This is a genomic window from Pelagibius sp. (genome assembly GCF_028281305.1).
Lineage (GTDB): Bacteria > Pseudomonadota > Alphaproteobacteria > Kiloniellales > Kiloniellaceae > Pelagibius.
The window spans coordinates 13,050-29,462 of the sequence record NZ_JANQKD010000008.1 but is presented as its reverse complement, the minus strand read 5'-3'; the positions used below and the strand labels follow the sequence as shown (position 1 = coordinate 29,462).

13 protein-coding genes are annotated in these 16,413 nt (G+C 66.6%); 6 read left to right on the top strand and 7 right to left on the bottom strand.

What is annotated here, in order from left to right; translation table 11 throughout:
• Window positions 1-58: 58 nt before the first annotated feature.
• Window positions 59-2,155, bottom strand: coding sequence for a 4Fe-4S binding protein (locus Q0982_RS01615; protein ID WP_299391168.1), 2,097 nt, complete (start codon window positions 2,153-2,155; stop codon window positions 59-61).
• A gap of 383 nt (window positions 2,156-2,538) precedes the next feature.
• On the opposite strand from Q0982_RS01615, the gene Q0982_RS01610 reads away from it, so the two are divergent.
• Window positions 2,539-3,546 (top strand): tetratricopeptide repeat protein, encoded by a 1,008-nt coding sequence (locus Q0982_RS01610; protein ID WP_299391166.1) that lies wholly within the window; start codon window positions 2,539-2,541, stop codon window positions 3,544-3,546.
• A 72-nt stretch (window positions 3,547-3,618) separates the two neighbouring features.
• On the opposite strand, the gene Q0982_RS01605 is transcribed toward Q0982_RS01610, so the two are convergent.
• Window positions 3,619-5,547, bottom strand: a complete 1,929-nt coding sequence (locus Q0982_RS01605) for an ABC transporter substrate-binding protein (RefSeq protein WP_299391165.1) — start codon at window positions 5,545-5,547, stop codon at window positions 3,619-3,621.
• Window positions 5,548-5,755: 208 nt separating this feature from the next.
• Between Q0982_RS01605 and fdhD the strand changes: the two genes are divergently transcribed.
• Together fdhD and mobA are read left to right on the top strand one after the other, a co-directional pair.
• Window positions 5,756-6,736: a formate dehydrogenase accessory sulfurtransferase FdhD gene (fdhD, locus tag Q0982_RS01600; RefSeq protein WP_299391163.1), complete on the top strand. Its 981-nt coding sequence runs from the start codon at window positions 5,756-5,758 to the stop codon at window positions 6,734-6,736.
• 18 nt (window positions 6,737-6,754) lie between these two features.
• A complete protein-coding gene (mobA, locus tag Q0982_RS01595) occupies window positions 6,755-7,387 on the top strand; it encodes a molybdenum cofactor guanylyltransferase MobA (RefSeq protein ID WP_299391161.1) in 633 nt (210 codons plus the stop codon).
• Window positions 7,388-7,413: 26 nt separating this feature from the next.
• Here mobA and Q0982_RS01590 read toward each other — a convergent pair whose 3' ends face one another.
• Together Q0982_RS01590 and Q0982_RS01585 are read right to left on the bottom strand one after the other, a co-directional pair.
• Window positions 7,414-8,388, bottom strand: a complete 975-nt coding sequence (locus Q0982_RS01590; protein ID WP_299391160.1) for a hypothetical protein — start codon at window positions 8,386-8,388, stop codon at window positions 7,414-7,416.
• Window positions 8,389-8,943: 555 nt separating this feature from the next.
• Entirely contained in the window at window positions 8,944-9,300 is a 357-nt protein-coding gene (locus Q0982_RS01585; RefSeq protein ID WP_299391158.1) for a hypothetical protein, read from the bottom strand.
• A gap of 327 nt (window positions 9,301-9,627) precedes the next feature.
• Here Q0982_RS01585 and Q0982_RS01580 point away from each other — a divergent pair, with 327 nt between their 5' ends.
• Together Q0982_RS01580 and Q0982_RS01575 are read left to right on the top strand one after the other, a co-directional pair.
• Window positions 9,628-11,196 carry a deoxyribodipyrimidine photo-lyase gene (locus Q0982_RS01580; RefSeq protein WP_299391156.1) on the top strand — a complete coding sequence of 523 codons (1,569 nt, stop codon included), beginning with the start codon at window positions 9,628-9,630 and terminating at the stop codon, window positions 11,194-11,196.
• A 2-nt stretch (window positions 11,197-11,198) separates the two neighbouring features.
• Window positions 11,199-11,345 (top strand): DUF2256 domain-containing protein, encoded by a 147-nt coding sequence (locus Q0982_RS01575; RefSeq protein WP_299391202.1) that lies wholly within the window; start codon window positions 11,199-11,201, stop codon window positions 11,343-11,345.
• Between the two features lie 13 nt (window positions 11,346-11,358).
• Here Q0982_RS01575 and Q0982_RS01570 read toward each other — a convergent pair whose 3' ends face one another.
• Window positions 11,359-11,622: a DUF3253 domain-containing protein gene (locus Q0982_RS01570; RefSeq protein WP_299391155.1), complete on the bottom strand. Its 264-nt coding sequence runs from the start codon at window positions 11,620-11,622 to the stop codon at window positions 11,359-11,361.
• A gap of 56 nt (window positions 11,623-11,678) precedes the next feature.
• Here Q0982_RS01570 and Q0982_RS01565 point away from each other — a divergent pair, with 56 nt between their 5' ends.
• A complete protein-coding gene (locus Q0982_RS01565; RefSeq protein WP_299391153.1) occupies window positions 11,679-12,944 on the top strand; it encodes an FAD-binding domain-containing protein in 1,266 nt (421 codons plus the stop codon).
• Here Q0982_RS01565 and Q0982_RS01560 read toward each other — a convergent pair.
• A complete protein-coding gene (locus Q0982_RS01560; RefSeq protein WP_299391151.1) occupies window positions 12,941-14,470 on the bottom strand; it encodes a cryptochrome/photolyase family protein in 1,530 nt (509 codons plus the stop codon). The genes Q0982_RS01565 and Q0982_RS01560 overlap by 4 nt on opposite strands.
• 92 nt (window positions 14,471-14,562) lie before the next feature.
• Window positions 14,563-16,158 carry a glucan biosynthesis protein gene (locus tag Q0982_RS01555; protein WP_299391150.1) on the bottom strand — a complete coding sequence of 532 codons (1,596 nt, stop codon included), beginning with the start codon at window positions 16,156-16,158 and terminating at the stop codon, window positions 14,563-14,565.
• Window positions 16,159-16,413 lie beyond the last annotated feature (255 nt).

The following is a 16,413-nucleotide window of genomic DNA, read 5'->3' as shown; positions in this document are numbered from 1 at the left end:
GTCTAGCCTAGGCCTCGTGAAAAGGCGATTAACCGCCCGGTCCAGTAACCGCCGGTCCTTAGCCGGCGTCTTCCCCGTTGCTGCCGACCTTGGCCGCGGCCCGCTCCGCCAGCACCTTCTGCCGCGCCTCTTCGATCTCCTGCTCCCGCAGGTAGTCGTCGGTGGTGCGCGGCGTCGGGCGCGGACCTGCGGCAAAGGGGTCGTTGCCGCCCTCGAACTGCACCACCACGCGGCAGTCGTCGCACATCTTGATGCGTTCGATCTGCTCTGCGTTCTGGAACATGTGGTGCTTGCCGGCGAGTTGCTCGGCGATGCGCTCGATGGATTGCCGTACGCCGAAAGGCTTGCCGCAACGTACGCACTCGAAGGGCTCGGCTTCGTTCAGCATGACCGCGCCCATGGCCGCCGTGGTGAAGTTGATCCGCGGCTCCAGGGTGATGACGCTTTCCGGGCAGGTGTTGCGGCAGAGCCCGCATTGGACGCAGGCATCCTCCTTGAAGCCAAGCCAGGGGCGTTCCTCGTCGTCCAGCAGGGCGCCGGTGGGGCAGGCGCCGACACAGGCAAGGCAGAGGGTGCAGCCTTCGGTATCGACCTTCACGGCGCCGAAGGGCGCGCCCGGCGGCAGTGGCAGAACGTCCACCGGCTGCGGCGCCTTGTCGTGCAGATGGCGCAAGGCCAGGAAAGCGCGGCTGCGCTTACCGCCGAGGGGCAGGAAATTGCCGCCCGGCATAGCCTGCTCGGGGATGGCGAGATCGTAGAGCTGTTGCTCGACCGCGTCCGGGTCCGCGGCCTCGATCACATGCACGCGCCCGCCACCGTAACCGAGTCCGTCCAAGACGGCTTCCGCGAGACCGATCTGACCGGCGAGCCCCGACAGTTCGTCGCGCTTCTTAGGGTCGGCCAGCACAACGATCTGCTCGGCGCCGTAAGCGAAGGCCGCGGCCAGGAAGTCGATGCCCACCTGGGTCACTTCGTTGAGCGGGAAGGGCAGAACGCGGGCAGGCAGGCCACGGCCCAGACGGGCGGAGAGCGCGATCACCTCGGCACCGTAGCTGGTATCGTGCAGCAGCAGGAGGGGCGCCTCGCCGCCGGCCTCCCGGTAGGCCTCCAGCAGGGTGCGCAGGCGCTGGAAGAGGCTGTCGCCGGCCGGAAGCTGGTAGGTCGCCGCCCCGGTCGGGCAGACCGAGGCACAGGCGCCGCAGCCGGCGCAGACCAGCGGGTCGATCGCGACCGTGTCGCCGGCCGAGGTGATGGCGGAGGTGGGGCAGATGTCCAGACAGCGGGTGCAGCCGGTCTTGCGGCTGCGCGAATGGGCGCAGATGTCGGCGTCGTAGTGGACGTAGCGCGGCTTGTCGAACTCGCCCACCAGATCCGCTGCCTCGAAGAGCGCGCGCTGCACTGCGACCGGATCGCCGGGGTCGGGCCGGAAGTAGCCGTCGCGCTTGTCATGGGCCGGGAAGAGGGGCGTGCCGCCTGTGAGATCGATGATGAGATCGCACTCGGAAAAGGCGCCGTCGCGCGGCGGCTCGAAGGTCAGGCGGGCGCGGCCGGAGGGCGAGGCCGGGGCGTAGTCGTTGACCGTGATGCCGAAGCCGCCGAGCTGGCCTTTGGCCTGGACGATGGTGCCCTGGAAGACGGGCACGTCCATGGCGCGCGGCGGCAGGATTTCGCCCGGTGCGCTCAGCAGCACCGTCACCTCCAGGCGGCCGGCCAGCTGGCGGGCGGCTTCGAGGGCGCTCTCGTCGCGGCCGTAGATCAGGCAGACGCCCTGTGAAGCCAGAGCCACAAGCGGCGTCGGCTCCGCCTCCACCGCCGCTGCTGCAATGAGCGCGGCGATCTTCGGCGTCGCGGCCTCGGCCTCGCCGGACCAGCCGGCGTTCTCACGGATGTTGAAGAACTCGACGGCGGCCTGGGGGTTGTCCTCCTCGGCGATCTCGCGGAACAGCGGCGCTTCCTGGGTGCAGGCCACCAGCACCGGCTGCTGGCCCAGGATGGCGCTTTGGAAGTTGCCGAGCTGGGCGCGGCAGAGCTGGCTGTTCAGGTCGGCCTCGCCGCTGGCGCCCACGGCCTGGCAGGCGCGGGTCAGGCCCTTCTCGTCCAGCGGCATGGTCGATTCGCAGTTGCAGACGAGGACGCGTTTGCCGCCCATCTCCATCAGGGAACTCTCCTGTGTGCGTCTGTAGGTTCGCCAAGCCCCGGCCCGATGCCGGCCCCCAGCTTCCGCAGACGATGTTTCTTGTTGGCCGTGTCGCCCCCGGACCCGAGGCAAGCTGGGCGCAAGTGGTATGACCAATCTGGGCTTATCTTAGCGGCCCGGCCCCGGCCATGACGACCCTATTTTTGCTGCGGTCATTTAGAGGCTTTGCTGGGTGGTAAGGAGCGTGCCGTTCAGCTAATAGTTGAACAGACCAGTCCATGAAGAACGGTATCGCGATGATCTCCAGAATCCTCGTTTTCGGCGTTGTGGCATCTCTGGGCGCTTGCGGCGGCCCAGCAACCGATTTCGGTTCCAGAAGCGCGACCTTTGGCAGTACCACGATGAACGTAACCGAAGCCTTTGAAGTGTGCGGGCCGAAGATGAGCTATGCCAAGCATCAAAAGGCGATCGCCGTCATTGAGGAGTTCATGTCGGCAATGGAGTCTCTTGAGAATGGCTTCTGGATGGGCCGCTTCGCGGTTGCCGACTGCTATCTGAACTATGGCCACTTTGACGAGGCTTTGCAGCGCTACAGCGATGCGCTGAACGACGTGGAGGCGCGTTGGGGCCAGGAGGATATGCGCTACGCCGCGACGCTGGAGAAGATCGCCGGGGTCTACCTGATCCAAGGCCGCTACGATCAGGCCGCTGTACTTTACCAACGCTCCCTCGGCGTCAAGACGGCGCTCGCGGGCGAGGACGATCCGCTGCTGATCCTGCCCCTCACGGGACTTGGAGAGGTTCATCTGCAAAGCGGGCAGTTCCGGGAGGCGCAAGCCCGTTTTGCCCGGTCCCAGGCGATCTGCGAAGAGACTCAGGGCGCCGATCATCCCGACTGTGCCTACACGCTCAGCAACGTGGCCAAGGCCTACTACCACACTGGGCGTGAAAAGCAGGCGGAAGAACTTCTGCAACAGGGGCTTTCACTGGTGGAGGAGGCCGTCGGCAAGCAACATCCTGCGGTGGCAGAGCGGCTCAACGACCTGGGCAGCTTCTACTATGCCCAGGAGCGGTTCGATGAGGCCAAGCCGCTGTTCCAGCGCGCGCTCTCAATCCTTGAAAGGCGGCTGGGGTCAAGCGATCTCGCCCTCTCGCCCAGTCTCCACGGCCTCGGGGCCATCAACTATGAACTGGGTCGCTTTGAGGAGGCCGAGAACCAGTACCTGCGCGGGCTTGACCTCATGGAAACCGCTTTCGCGCCGACCGATCAGCGCCTCTTCGGCGTTCTCGTGAACCTTGTCGAACTTTACGGCGCCCAGGGGCGTGAGGCGGAGGCTGATGCCCTGCGGGACCGTATCGACGATATCCTCACCGAGCACGGTTTCATTCCGGAAGACACCTTTCTCTAGGACGGGTCTCTAGGACGGGTCTCTAGGACGGGTCTCTAGGACGGGGCTCCAGGAAAGGCTGGCCCCAAGCCGCTACTCTTCGTCGAACCAGAAGGTGTCGGCGCGGTAGCGGCCGAAGTAGGCGCCGGGGTCGTAGAGGTAGACGGCTTCGTCCGGCAGGTTGCGCAAGCGGGCGCTGGCGACAACCGGCTGGCGCACGGCGCCCAGCAGACCGATGGTGAAGACCTGATCGGCGTGGATCGCCAGCATCCGCCGCCAGATCTTTTCCTGCGCGTCATCGTCGGGGCCGCTGGCCCAGGCCTCGTAAAGTCCCAGCAGCTCCTGCACCGCCGGCAGATCGGGGGCTTCCCCGGCGCTGCCGCCGCTTTGATGATGCAGGCCCCAGAGCGGCCAGTTGTTCTGGCGGTTGCTGGTGGGGGCCAGTTCCGCCGGGCTCATGGAGGCGGTGGCGAGACCGTTGGTCAGGCCATAGAAGATGCTCATGGCCGTGGCGCCGCTGCGCACCCGCTGGCGCGTGGCCTGGCGCCCCTGGCTGCGGATCAGGACGGCGATGCCGATCTTGCGCCACTGTGCGGTCAGGACTTCCAGCGCATCGGTCTCCGCCGCGTCCGCATCGGCGGTTTCGATCACCAGGTCGGCGCGCCGCCCGTCCGGCAGATGGCGGATGCCGTCGTTGTCGCGCCACAGCATGCCCATCTCGTCCAGCAGGGCGTTGGCCTGCTCCGGGTCGTAGTTCGCCCAGGCGCGGCGGTCTTCCGCGCTGTAGAGGGGCGAGCCGGGCAGCAGGGTGTTGGCGCCGGGCAGGGCGGTGCCGCTGTAGAGCACCTGGTTCAACTCGTCGCGGTCGGTCGCGAGGGAGAGGGCGCGCCGGAAGCGCACGTCCCGCAGCACGCTGCGCCAGCCCGGCGCAATCACGTTCAGATTAGGGTAGAGGGCAAGCTGTGCGCCGCGGCCGATGGGCCAGAGGCGCAGGGTGATGCGGCCCCTGTCCTCCGCCTCCTTCAGCACCGCGGCGTCCTTGAAGGAAAGGCCGCGGGCGATGAGGTCCGCGTCGCCGGCGGCCGCCTTTGCCGCCATCAGCCGGGCCTGGGTGCGCGTCAGGATGACCTCGTCGATGTAGGGCAACTGCCGGCCCTGACCGTCGACCCGGTGGAAATAGGGGTTGCGCAGGGCAACGAAACGGTCGGCCGGCGGGGCCACGGTGTTGATCCAGGGCTGGAGGGTCGGCCGCTGCGGGTTATCGAAGCGGAAGGGCCGGTCGCGGCGCTGAAACAGCTCGGCCCAGGTCCTGAGACCCATGGCCTCCGCCCGGGCGGTCAGATCCTGTTCGTCGGCATAGCTGGCATGGAACTGCTTCAGGTAGTGCGCCGGGCGATAGATGAACAGTGGCGAGGCCGCGGCCAGCGCCGGCAGGAAGAGCGGATTGGGGGACTCCCAGGTGAAGCGCAGGGTGGTGTCGTCCAGCACCTCGAAGCGCGGCGGCTTGCCGTCCACCAGCATCTCCGGCGGCAGGCCGCGCGGTGAAATCTCGCGGTTGTTGGCGACCTCCGCCCACCAGAAGCGGACGTCGGCGGTGGTGAAGGGCGTACCGTCGGACCAGCGGTGCCCGGCCCGCAGGGTAAGGGTAAAGATCCGCCCGTCCTCGACCTCCACCGACTTCAGGATGTCCGGCTCCAGCTCGAGATCCTCGTTCCACACCACCAGGCGCGCATAGCCCAGCAGGACGAGATCGCGGGCGTCGCGCCCGGCGCGGCTGAGCAGGCGGAGGCTGCCGCCGTAGCGCCCCTCCCGCCATCCCTCACGGACGGGCAGGGCGCGGCGCGGCTCCGCCGGCAGCCGCTCGGCCAGGGGCGGCAGGGCGTCGGTCGCCAGCGCGAAGCGCAGTGCGGGTGGCTCCTGAGGGGGCTCTGACTCCGTCCCCTCTTGGGCGCCTGCCTCCGCCGTCATCAGCGACGCGCAGGTTAGCAGGACGGCGGCAAAGCGGAGGGGCAGCGGGCTCATGGCGCCCTTATAGCCGGGCCGCTGCCACACACCAAGGGGCGGGCTGGAAGGCGGTTGTGCGAAAGTCATGGCGCCCTGAGAATTAGCTGCCAGTCCTTTGATTTTTCGTTAGGAAACGGCTTTCTTAAAGTAAACTATCGGGCCGCGGCTTGCGGTTGGCGGGCCCGGCCCCCATAGTCTTGAGGGACGGCGGAGCGGAGGAAAACGGATGGCCGAGAAGACGGCAGTGCCGGGAGCAGAAGGGGGGACGGATGGCGGGCTCAAGCGCCTGCGCAAGGGCCGCGCCAAGGCGAGCGACCCGGCGCTGCTGGAGGAGTTCGCCCTGCGTCCCGATCCTGCCGATCCGAAGCTGACCGAGCGCATCGCCGGCGTCGATCAGGACGGCACGGCGGTGGAGACTGCCGTGGTGGTGGAGCGGCCGCTCACCCTGTTCCTGAACGGGCAGGAGATCGTCACCATGATGACCATCGGCGACTATCCCGAATACCTTGCCCTGGGCTATCTGCTGAACCAGAACATGCTGCACCCGGACGATGTCATCGAAGGGGTGGACGTCGACGAGGAACTGGACGTGGTGGTGGTGCGCACGCAGCGCGAGACCGACTACGAGGAAAAGCTGAAGAAGAAGGTGCGCACCTCCGGCTGCGCGCAGGGCACGGTCTTCGGCGACCTGATGGAGAAGTTCGACACCGTGCGCCTGCCGGCGGAGGCGGTTCTGAAGACCTCCTGGCTGGCGAGCCTCTCGAAAAAGATCAATGCCGTGCCCAGCCTCTATCTGGAGGCGGGGGCGATCCACGGCTGTGTGCTCTGCGAGGGTGACCGGCCGCTGCTCTATATGGAAGACGTCGGGCGCCACAACGCCGTCGACAAGATCGCCGGCTACATGCTGCGCCACGGCATCGCGCCGGACGACAAGATCTTCTACACCACCGGGCGCCTGACCTCGGAGATGGTGATCAAGACGGTGCAGATGGGCATTCCCATCCTGGTCTCGCGTTCCGGCTTCACCGCCTGGGGCGTGGAACTGGCGCGCCAGGCGGGCCTTACCCTGGTGGGCCGCGCCAAGGGCAAGCGCTTCGTCGCGCTCGCCGGCGAGGAGCGCCTGGTCTTCGACCACGATCCGGCCGGGCTTGAGGACGAGGACCCGCGCCATCAGCGCAAGTCGAGCCGCGCCGACGATGCGGCCTGAGCGCGCCCGCCGATCCCGATGATCTTAGAGAAGACTCAGGTGGCCGGCGTGCTGCTGGCCGGCGGCCTGTCGCGGCGCATGGGCGGCGGCGACAAGTGCCTGCGCGACCTCGGCGGGCGGCCTATCCTGGCCCATATCATAGAACGCGCGGCGCCCCAGGTGGGCACGCTGGTGCTGAACGCCAACGGCGACCCGGCGCGCTTCGAATGCTTCGGTCTGCCGGTGGCGGCGGACGTGGTGGAGGGCTATGCCGGACCCTTAGCCGGTATCCTCACCGGCCTCGATTGGGCGGCGGCGCAGGCGCCCGGCGCGGAATGGCTCGCCAGCTTCGCCTGCGATGCCCCCTTTCTGCCGGAAGATCTGGTGGCGCGCATGATGGAGGCTGTGGCGGCGGAGGGGGCGGATCTCGCCTGTGCCGTCACCCACGGCCGCACCCACCCGGTCTTCGGCCTCTGGCGCCTCGGCCTGCGCGACGACCTGCGCCGGGCGATGCTGGAGGAGGAGATGCGCAAGGTCGACCGCTGGACGGCGCGCCACAAGCTGGTGGAGGTGGATTTCCCGGATCTAAAGTCCCCCGCCGGCCCCCTCGATCCCTTCTTCAACACCAACCGGCCGGAGGATCTGGAAGAGGCGGCCCGATACCTGGCTTAGCCCGGCCTGAGGTGTCCGATCGCGTGTCACTGCCGGAACCTGGCGGCGTCGGTCTCGAAGAAGTGAGTGCAGAACGACTTGCCATCCAAGTACCGTCGGCTGGCGTGTCCGTTGTTCAGAAACTCCGGGTCTTCCTCGCAGCCCTGACGCAGTTCCTCAATGAAGGCCCCAGGCAGGCTCTTACCCTGTTCGATCAAAGCCCAGAGCGTTCCGATCCGGTTTGGTGAGGGAGCCCGGCCCCGAAGCTCCGAAATGACACCTACCAGATTGGGCTCTGAACGCGCCAAGACAGCGGTATGGAAACCTGGCCCGGTGTTCGACAGAACCTTGTTCACGATCTCGGTGCTGAATTCCTCATAGAAGAGCTCGGTGTAAGGCGCGCCGAGGCGCAGCGCTAGGGCGGACGCGGATCGAAACGAGTGCGCTGCGGCGAAGACTGGTACGTAGTTGTTGCGCGAGAACTGTTCTTCCAGGTTCGGACGCTTGTTCCGGACCTGCTCCTTCCATCTGTTGCCGTAGTACCAGGGGCCGTATGGCTCGGATGCTTCGAACGGTGCGTAGAGCATTTCGATCATCATCGGGAAAATACGCTCGGCGGTTTCTGCCGAGGCTCCCGCGATCAGTTCCTGGAAACCGGGCGAGAACCTTTGTGCCGGGTCTTTGCTTGCCGAAGCCACTTGGAGGATCTGTTCAAGCACTTCCGGGGAGATCGTCCTGCGGACCGATACCTCAGGGACGAGGCCACGGTCCTCCATGCGTGCACGCAGCCGGATGATTGTGACCGCGGCTTCAGCGGTGCGACCTCCGCTTTCGATTGCACGAGCCAGTGCCACGTCCGAGAAGTCATCTTCAAAGACCGGCGAGCCGGGCTGCTGTGCGATGCTGGCGCGTGCGCCAAAGAGCGTCCTGATACCCTCCGGACCACGAGTCTTCGCCGCGCGCGCGACTATGGTGCCAGAGGAACGCTCTTCGATCGACCAGACGTTGTCGTTCTCCAGCACTCTCAGATCCGTATCGCTTTCGCTCACTGGCTGTACGATCACACAGTTGCCTCTCAGCAGGTCATAGTTTGATCGCCATACCGATGAGAGGATACTGAACCCGGGTGATTGAGTTGCTGCAGAGCATTCGGCGGAAGTTGGAGCCTTTGTGAACTTGCTGTAGCTCGACCTGCCACTCGCCGGGCTCGATGTAGGGCCTCGGCTTCGGTTCCTCGCGACAACGAATTCCACGATGTCTTCGATGACCAGATCATAGAAGAGTTCATCCGTGAAGGAGTCCGTATTGCCGTCAAAGAAGATGCTGGGTCTCTCTCTGACCAGATAGCCATCCGGAAACGCCACAGTCTCATTCTCTGACCGAGACCAATCAGCCGCGAACATCGATGCGAGAAGCGCAAGCCCAATCGAGAACCAAATGACAGCTTTGGACAAGACCTTGGGCTCCATGAACGAGAAGACCGCGTGATGCGTGAACGCCCGGGAGTCTATCGTTTCTTGCTCTGCTTGAGAAAAGCTGCTTTGAGCGCCTGGCAGCGGCCTCCCAGTGCCGCCGTGTCAGTAGCCGAGGATCGAGACGAACTCGCTTGCCATGTACAGCAGCAGGAACAGGATCGCCACCCCGGTGAAGAAGTTCGCCCGCTGGCGCGCAGAGCGCTGCCGCCTTCTGCGGCGCGTGGGTTGAGCCGCGCCGTAGTGCGGCATCGTTGGAGCTGCCGCAGGACGTCCGGTGCTGGTGACATTGGCCGCCGTGATTCGCCGTTCCTGCTGCTGCCCGGCAGCGTCGGACCAGCGAATAAACGCAAAAGGCAGGCCGTCTTCCAGAAAGGCTTGCAGGGCCGCGCTCTGGAGGTCCTCGAGGGAGTCCGACATCGCCAGGTGCTGGCGGTTGTTGTCGTACAGGTGATAGATCATGACTGGCAGCAACCAAACAGGGCCGAAAGCACCATCAGGTGTGAGCGGCCAGGCGTTAGCGGCACAGGCGCTCCCGGTCTTGGCAACGCTCAGAGGGAAAGACTGGGTCTGCCGCGTTAACATTTGGTTGAGTGATCGATGCAGTAAGTATCGTTATGGTTTTGATTAATCGAAGGGCTTATGGTGCGCCGGCCAGGTTGACGACGCTGCAACGACAGGATCGTCCCGCGCTTTCCCGGCGGCCTCGCCTCGATCCCATCACGCCCTAGTTCTCTGGGAAGCGGGCCGCCCTTTCCGGCACCGCGGCCTCTGGTAGCGAAGGCACAGATGACGGCTCCCCTTCACGTGGTCTGGTTCAAACGCGATCTGCGGATCGCCGATCAGCGCGCCCTTGCCAAGGCGGCGGCGCAGGGGCCGATGCTGCCGCTCTTCGTGGTGGAGCCCGCTTTGTGGCATCAGCCGGACATGGCCGGGCGCCACTGGGCCTTTGTCGCGGACTGTCTCGCCGAGCTTCGCCGCGATCTGGCAGCTTTGGGCCAGCCCCTGGTGGTTCGCGTGGGCTCTGTCGTGGATGCCCTGGAGCACATCCATGCTGACCGGGGAATGGCTGCGCTCTGGTCGCACGAGGAAACCGGCAACGCCTGGACCTACGCCCGCGACCGCCAGGTGGCGGCCTGGTGCCGGGCGCGTGGCATCATCTGGCATCAGGAGCGGCAGAACGGCGTTATCCGCCGGCTCGCTTCGCGCGACGGCTGGGCGCGCCGCTGGGACCGCTTCATGGCCGAACCGCTGACCGCGCCGCCGCCTGGCCTGCCGCCGCTGGCCGGGCTGGATCCCGGCAGCATTCCCGCGGCGGCGGAACTGGGGCTGCGCGACGATCCCTGTCCGCAGCGCCAGCGCGGCGGGCGCGATGCCGGGCTGGAGCGCCTGCATAGTTTTCTCATCGAGCGGGGCCGCGACTACCGCCGCGCCATGTCGGGCCCCGCCACGGGCGAGACCGTCTGCTCGCGGCTGTCGCCGCACCTCGCCTGGGGCAGCCTCTCCGCGCGCGAGGTTGCCCAGGCGACCTGGGCGCGGCAGCGGGCCTTGAAAGAAGCGGCGAAGAGCGCGGCGCGGACTGAGAACACGGCGGGCTGGCGCGGCTCCATGACGTCCTTCGCCGGGCGCCTGCACTGGCGCTGTCATTTCGCGCAGAAGCTGGAAGACGAACCGCGCCTGGAGTTCGCCTGCCTGCACGGCGCTTACGCGGGCCTCCGTGCGGCCGAGCCGGACCGGGCGCGTCTGGAGGCCTGGTGCAAGGGCGAGACCGGTCTGCCCTTTGTCGATGCCTGTATGCGCGCGCTGACGGCCACGGGCTGGATGAACTTCCGTATGCGCGCCATGCTGATGGCGGTTGCGAGCTATCACCTCTGGCTGGACTGGCGGCGGCCCGGCGAACACCTGGCGCGCCTCTTCACGGACTACGACCCCGGCATTCACTGGCCCCAGGTGCAGATGCAGTCCGGCACGACCGGCATCAACACTGTGAGGATCTACAACCCCGTGAAGCAGGGCCACGACCAGGACCCGCAGGGCGCTTTCGTGCGCCGCTGGATTCCCGAACTGGCTGATGTTCCGGACGCCTTCGTTCACGAGCCCTGGCGCTGGGAGGCGGCGGGGCGTGTGCTGGACCGCCACTATCCCTTTCCCATCGTCGACCACCTGGCTGCAGCCCGCGAGGCACGGCAGAAGGTCTGGGCGGTGCGGCGCGGCGGCGCCTACCGGGCAGCGGCCGACGCCATTCAGGACAAACACGGCAGCCGCAAGAGCGGGGTCCGGCCGGTCCGGCGCCCAAAGCAAGCGCCGGGAGCGGACGATCAGCTGTCCCTGGCGCTCGGGGCGAAGGAGCTGCCATGACGATGCGCAGAAAGGGCGATCTTCCGACGAAGATCTGCGCGCACTGCGGCCTGTCCTTTTCCTGGCGCCGCAAATGGGCGCGGGACTGGGAACAGGTGCGCTACTGTTCCGAGCGGTGCCGGCGGGAGGCCAAGCGCAAGCATGGCTGACGACTGCGCAGGTTCAAGGGGGCGGAAGGCCAAGCCGGATCGGACCGCGGGCCGCGCCGGGGCAGACCGCAACACCCTTTTGCAGAATGACGACGCGGCCATCTCTCGCCAGCACCGCGGCAGCGGCCCGGACCGCGGGCATCAGCGCACGCCAGCCGTCGCCGTCGGGTGCCAGCCTGCGGGCGACCTCCGACGGGCAGACCGTCTTGCCCGCTCCGCGCGCGCGGCAAAGCGCGAGAATGCACGCGGCGATGTCCCCTTCGCTGAAGCCGGTCATGCTGTCGCTGTTCGCGTGGTTGCGTTGCAGTGCCAAAGCCAAAGACAGGATAGCCTGTGGACGCCGGAACCGACATTGACTTGATCTCTCCGGGCTGGGTGTCGCGGCGGGCCGCTGCGCTCGCGCGGCTGCAGCGGTTTGTGCCCCAGGCCGGGCGGGCCTATGCCGCGAGCCGCAACTTCGACTTCGGACCGGGAGATCGCTCGAACGTTTCGGCCCTCTCGCCGTGGATCCGCCATCGCCTGATCCTGGAAGAAGAAGTCCTGGGCGCGACCCTGCAACGCCACAGCTTTGCCGCCGCGGAGAAGTTCGTGCAGGAGGTCTTCTGGCGCGGCTACTTCAAGGGTTGGCTCGAACACCGGCCGCAGGTCTGGACGCGCTACCGGGCCGATCTTCTGGCCGGCCTCGAAGACCTCGAACGGGATGCGGGGCTGCGCGACCGCTACGAAGCCGCCGTCGGGGGGCGCAGCGGGATCGACTGCTTCGATGCCTGGGCGCAGGAACTGGTCGCCACGGGCTATCTGCACAACCACACCCGCATGTGGTTCGCCAGCATCTGGATCTTCACGCTGCGCCTGCCCTGGCAACTGGGCGCCGATTTCTTCCTGCGTCATCTTCTGGACGGCGACCCGGCCTCCAACACTCTGGGCTGGCGCTGGGTGGCTGGGCTCCACACGAAGGGCAAGACCTATCTTGCGCGGGCGTCGAACATCGCCCGCTATACGGAGGGGCGCTTTGATCCGGCGGGCCAGCTTGCGACGGCCGCGCCGGCCCTGAGCGAGTCCGCCGTGGATGCGCCACTCCCGCCGCAGTTCGACGCTGTGCCTAGGGATCCCGGGCGCTTCGGCCTGCTGGTGACGGAGGAGGACGGGCAGCCGGAGAGCCTCGATCTACCGGGCCGGCCCAGCGCCCTTCTGGGATTGGCCGCAACGGCAGCGCGCTCTCCTATGGCAACCAGCGAGGGCGCCTCCAGTTTTGCCGCTGGTGCCGTGGCCGATGCGCTGTCCCGCGGTGCCGAGGCGTTCGGGTCGGAGGCTGCTGGTGCTGATGGCCTCCAGGCACAGGCCGAAGACTGGGGCGCAGGTCTGGTGCACTGGGCGCGCAGCCATGACCTGTCTGTGATCGTGACCGCCGCTCCGGCCGTCGGGCCGGTGCGGGATTGCTTGACTGCTGCGCGTCCGGTGCTTGCCGACGCCGGCATCACGCTGCTGCCGGTGACGCGCCGCTACGATCGCGCCGTCTGGCCCTATGCCGCCAAAAGGTTCTTTCAGCTCAAGGCAAGGATCCCGAAACTGCTGCAGAATCTCGATCTGAATTCCTAGCGGAGGTCAGCCAGCACTTTGGCCGCACTTGCCCGATAGTCTTTTTGCTTCTCCGGGCTCATGCGCGCCCAGGTGCGGTAGACCTGGGCGAGGCGCGGGTTGCCGCGCAGCTTTTCCTCGTTGCGCAGCAGAAAATCCCAGTAAAGGGGATTGAAGGGGCAGGCGTTGTCACCGGTCTTCTGCTTCACGTCGTAGCGGCAGTGGGCGCAGTGGTCCGACATCTTGTTGATGTAGTTGCCGCTGGCGGCATAGGGCTTGGAGCCGAGCAGGCCGCCGTCGGCGAACTGGCTCATGCCCAGGGTGTTGGGCAGCTCGACCCACTCGTAGGCGTCGGCGTAGACCGCCAGGTACCACTCGTGCACCTCCCTCGGATCGACCCCGGCCAGCATGGCGAAATTGCCGGTCACCATCAGGCGCTGGATATGGTGGGCGTAGGCTTCTTCCTTGGTCTGAGTGACGGCGGCCTTCACGCAGGCCATGTCGGTCTCCGCGGTCCAATAGAACTCCGGCAGCGGCCGGTCGGCTTCGAAGAAATTCTGTTCCACATAGTCCGGCATCTTCAGCCAGTAGATCCCGCGCACGTATTCGCGCCAGCCGATGATCTGGCGAATGAAGCCCTCGGCGGCGTTCAGCGGCGCGCGCCCGGCGCGGTATTCACTTTCTACGCGGCGGCAGACCGCTAGGGGGTCCAGAAGGCCGGCGTTGATGTAGAGCGAGAGGACTGAGTGATAGAGGAAGCGCTCGCCCTCCAGCATCGCATCCTGATAGTCGCCGAAGAGGGGCAGGGCATGTTCGACGAAGTGCTCAAGGGCTGCTTCAGCCTGCGCCGCGGTAACGGCGAACCAGAAGGGCTGCAGGTCGCCGAAGTGATCGCTGAAATGCTGCCCGACGAGGTCGAGCACATCCTGCGTAATTGTATCGGGTTCGACCCGATGGGGTTGCGGCAGGAAGAGGTCGGCCTTGGCCGGCTTGCGGTTTTCGGCGTCGAAGTTCCACTTGCCGCCCTCCGGCTTGTCGCCCTCCATCAGCAGGCCGGTCTTGCGCCGCATGTCCCGGTAGAAGAATTCCATACGCAGTTGCTTGCGCCCCTCGGCCCAGGTGGCGAAGTCGGCGCGGGAGCAGAGGAAACGGTCGTCCTCGAGGACGTCGACCGGCAGGCCGAGGTCGTCCGCCCAGCGGCTCATGGCGTCCCGCAGGCGCCACTCGCCGGGCTCGGTGACAACCAGACGCTTCGGGCTGTGGCGTGCGACGGCACGGTTCACTTCGCCGGTAAAGCTGCCGGCATTGTCTTTTGCATCGAGCGCGACGTAGTCAAGCTGCCAACCGGTGTTCCTCAGTGCCTCGGCGAAGTGGCGCATGGCGGCAAAGAGAAAGGCGATCTTTTTTTTGTGGTGCCGGACATAGGTGGCTTCCTCCCGGACCTCCACCATGAGCACCCGGTCTTGCGCCGGGTCGGCGGCCTTCAGGGAAGAGAGATCGGGTGAAAGCTGGTCGCCAAGGACCAGGACAAGGTTTCGAACGGCCATGATGTTGCCCAAACGTCGCGGAGTGTCTGGGTTATACGACCCACAGGCGCCGGCGTATCACTTTCGGCTGTGTCTGAGGAAGGGGCCGCGCGTCAAGCCGGTGGATGGTACTGGTAGAGCCAGTTTTCGGTCAGAGTCCGGCCCTCCAGTTCCAGAAAGCAGCGCAGCTCTACGGGCTCGCTCCCGGTGACCGTCAGATCGAAAGAGGCGAGCCAGCGCGGCGTGTACCAGACCGGCTCGGAACGGTTGAGGCTGACCTCCCCGCGCGAGGCGGAGACCACCACCTTCGGCCGGGCGCCCCAGGGAATGTCGGCCAGGCTCGGGCCGTCGAACTCGACCACGAACTTTACGACGCCTTCCGGGCGCGGCTTGCCGGCCTCGCCGCCGCGGCCCATGCGGGTGGCTACGCAGCGTGCCAGGTCGACCACCGGAAAGAACGGCTCGAACTCGACCCAGTGCAGGCGGTAGCGGTATGTCAGGCTGCTGCCGGCCAACACGGGATCGGCCGGGCGCCAGTAGGCGACGATGTTGTCGTGGATCTCGTCGTCGGTCGGCAGCTCGACCAGTTGCACGGCCCCTTCGCCCCAGGAGTCCAAGGGTTCGACCCAGCAGCTAGGGCGATGGTGGTAGTTCACGCCGTCGAGATAGTGGGCGTAGCTGCGGTCGCGCTGCGACAAACCGAAGCCGCGCGGATCGCCGTCCTGAAAGCTGGAGGTCATCAGCCGGGGCGGGTTGTTGAGCGGGCGCCAGATGCGCTCGCCGGTGCCTGTCCAGAGCGCCAGGCCGTCGGAATCGTGCACCTCCGGCCGCCAGTCCTTGAGGCGCTGATCGCCGTATTCGCCGAACCAGAACATGGAGGTGAGCGGCGCGATCCCCAGGCGCGCGATGTCGCGGCGGATGAAAAGTCGCTTTTCCACCTCCATGACCACGGCACGCCCGCGTTCCATGACAAAGCGGTAGGCGCCGGTCAGACTGGGACCCTCCAGCAGTGCGTAAACGACCTGGGGGTCGCCCTCCCGCTGGGTCGGCGTGAACCAGAACTGCGTGAAGTCGGGGAACTCCTCCGGGCCTGGGTCGCCGACGTTGATGGCGATGCCGCGGGCGGAGAGACCGACCTGTCCCAGCGGACCGACGGCTCTGAAGTAGGAGGCGCCGACAAAGGTGACCCAGGGCTCGCGCGCGCGCCAGTCGCCGGAGCGGCGCGACTCCTGGACCCAGAAGCCGGCGAAGGCGGAGGCATCGGGCGGGATGCGGGCCGCCGGATGGTCGGCCGGGATGGTGAAGTAGTCCGGCGCATAGAGCACCTCGCGGGCCTGACCGTTTTCCACCTGATGCATGCGAACGGACTTGGGGAAGTAGCGCCCGAGATGGACGAAGGTGATGGGATAGACGCTGCCTTCCGTTCCCCAGAGCGCGTACTCCGGATGCAGGCGCAGCTTGCCGTGGGCGTCGTAGTCGATCTCCTGCACCACGCCGGGGGCCGGGCGCGGCGGCTCGACGTAGGGGCCGGCGGCGCGCTGCCGTGCATGGTCGATCAGCCAGTTCCAATCGAAGTCCGTGGGCGGGCCCAGGCGCAGGGCTTGACCTTGCGCGCCGGCTGGACCGGGAAGAGTCAGGTTGGGAAGGGTCAGGGCGGTCCCCAGCACAGCCAAGCCCTGGCCCAGCGTCCGACGCCGAGTGATCTTCATGGTCTGCCGTTCGATTGGTTACGCGGATGCTGGAGCATATAGGCCTGAAACCCTGCAGAAGTTGTGAGATTCCGGTGATCAGCGGAGAGGAACGACGGGACTGCGGAAGCAGTCACGCCGCTTTGCCCCCCGTCGGTGGATGCCCCAGTTTGTGGACGCCCGGGGGAGCGCAAAATTCCCTGTTGTAGGACGGCCGGAGGGATCGCGTTAGGATTGACCCCGGTCCGGCCCGGTCCCAGGTCCAGTCCCTGCGCA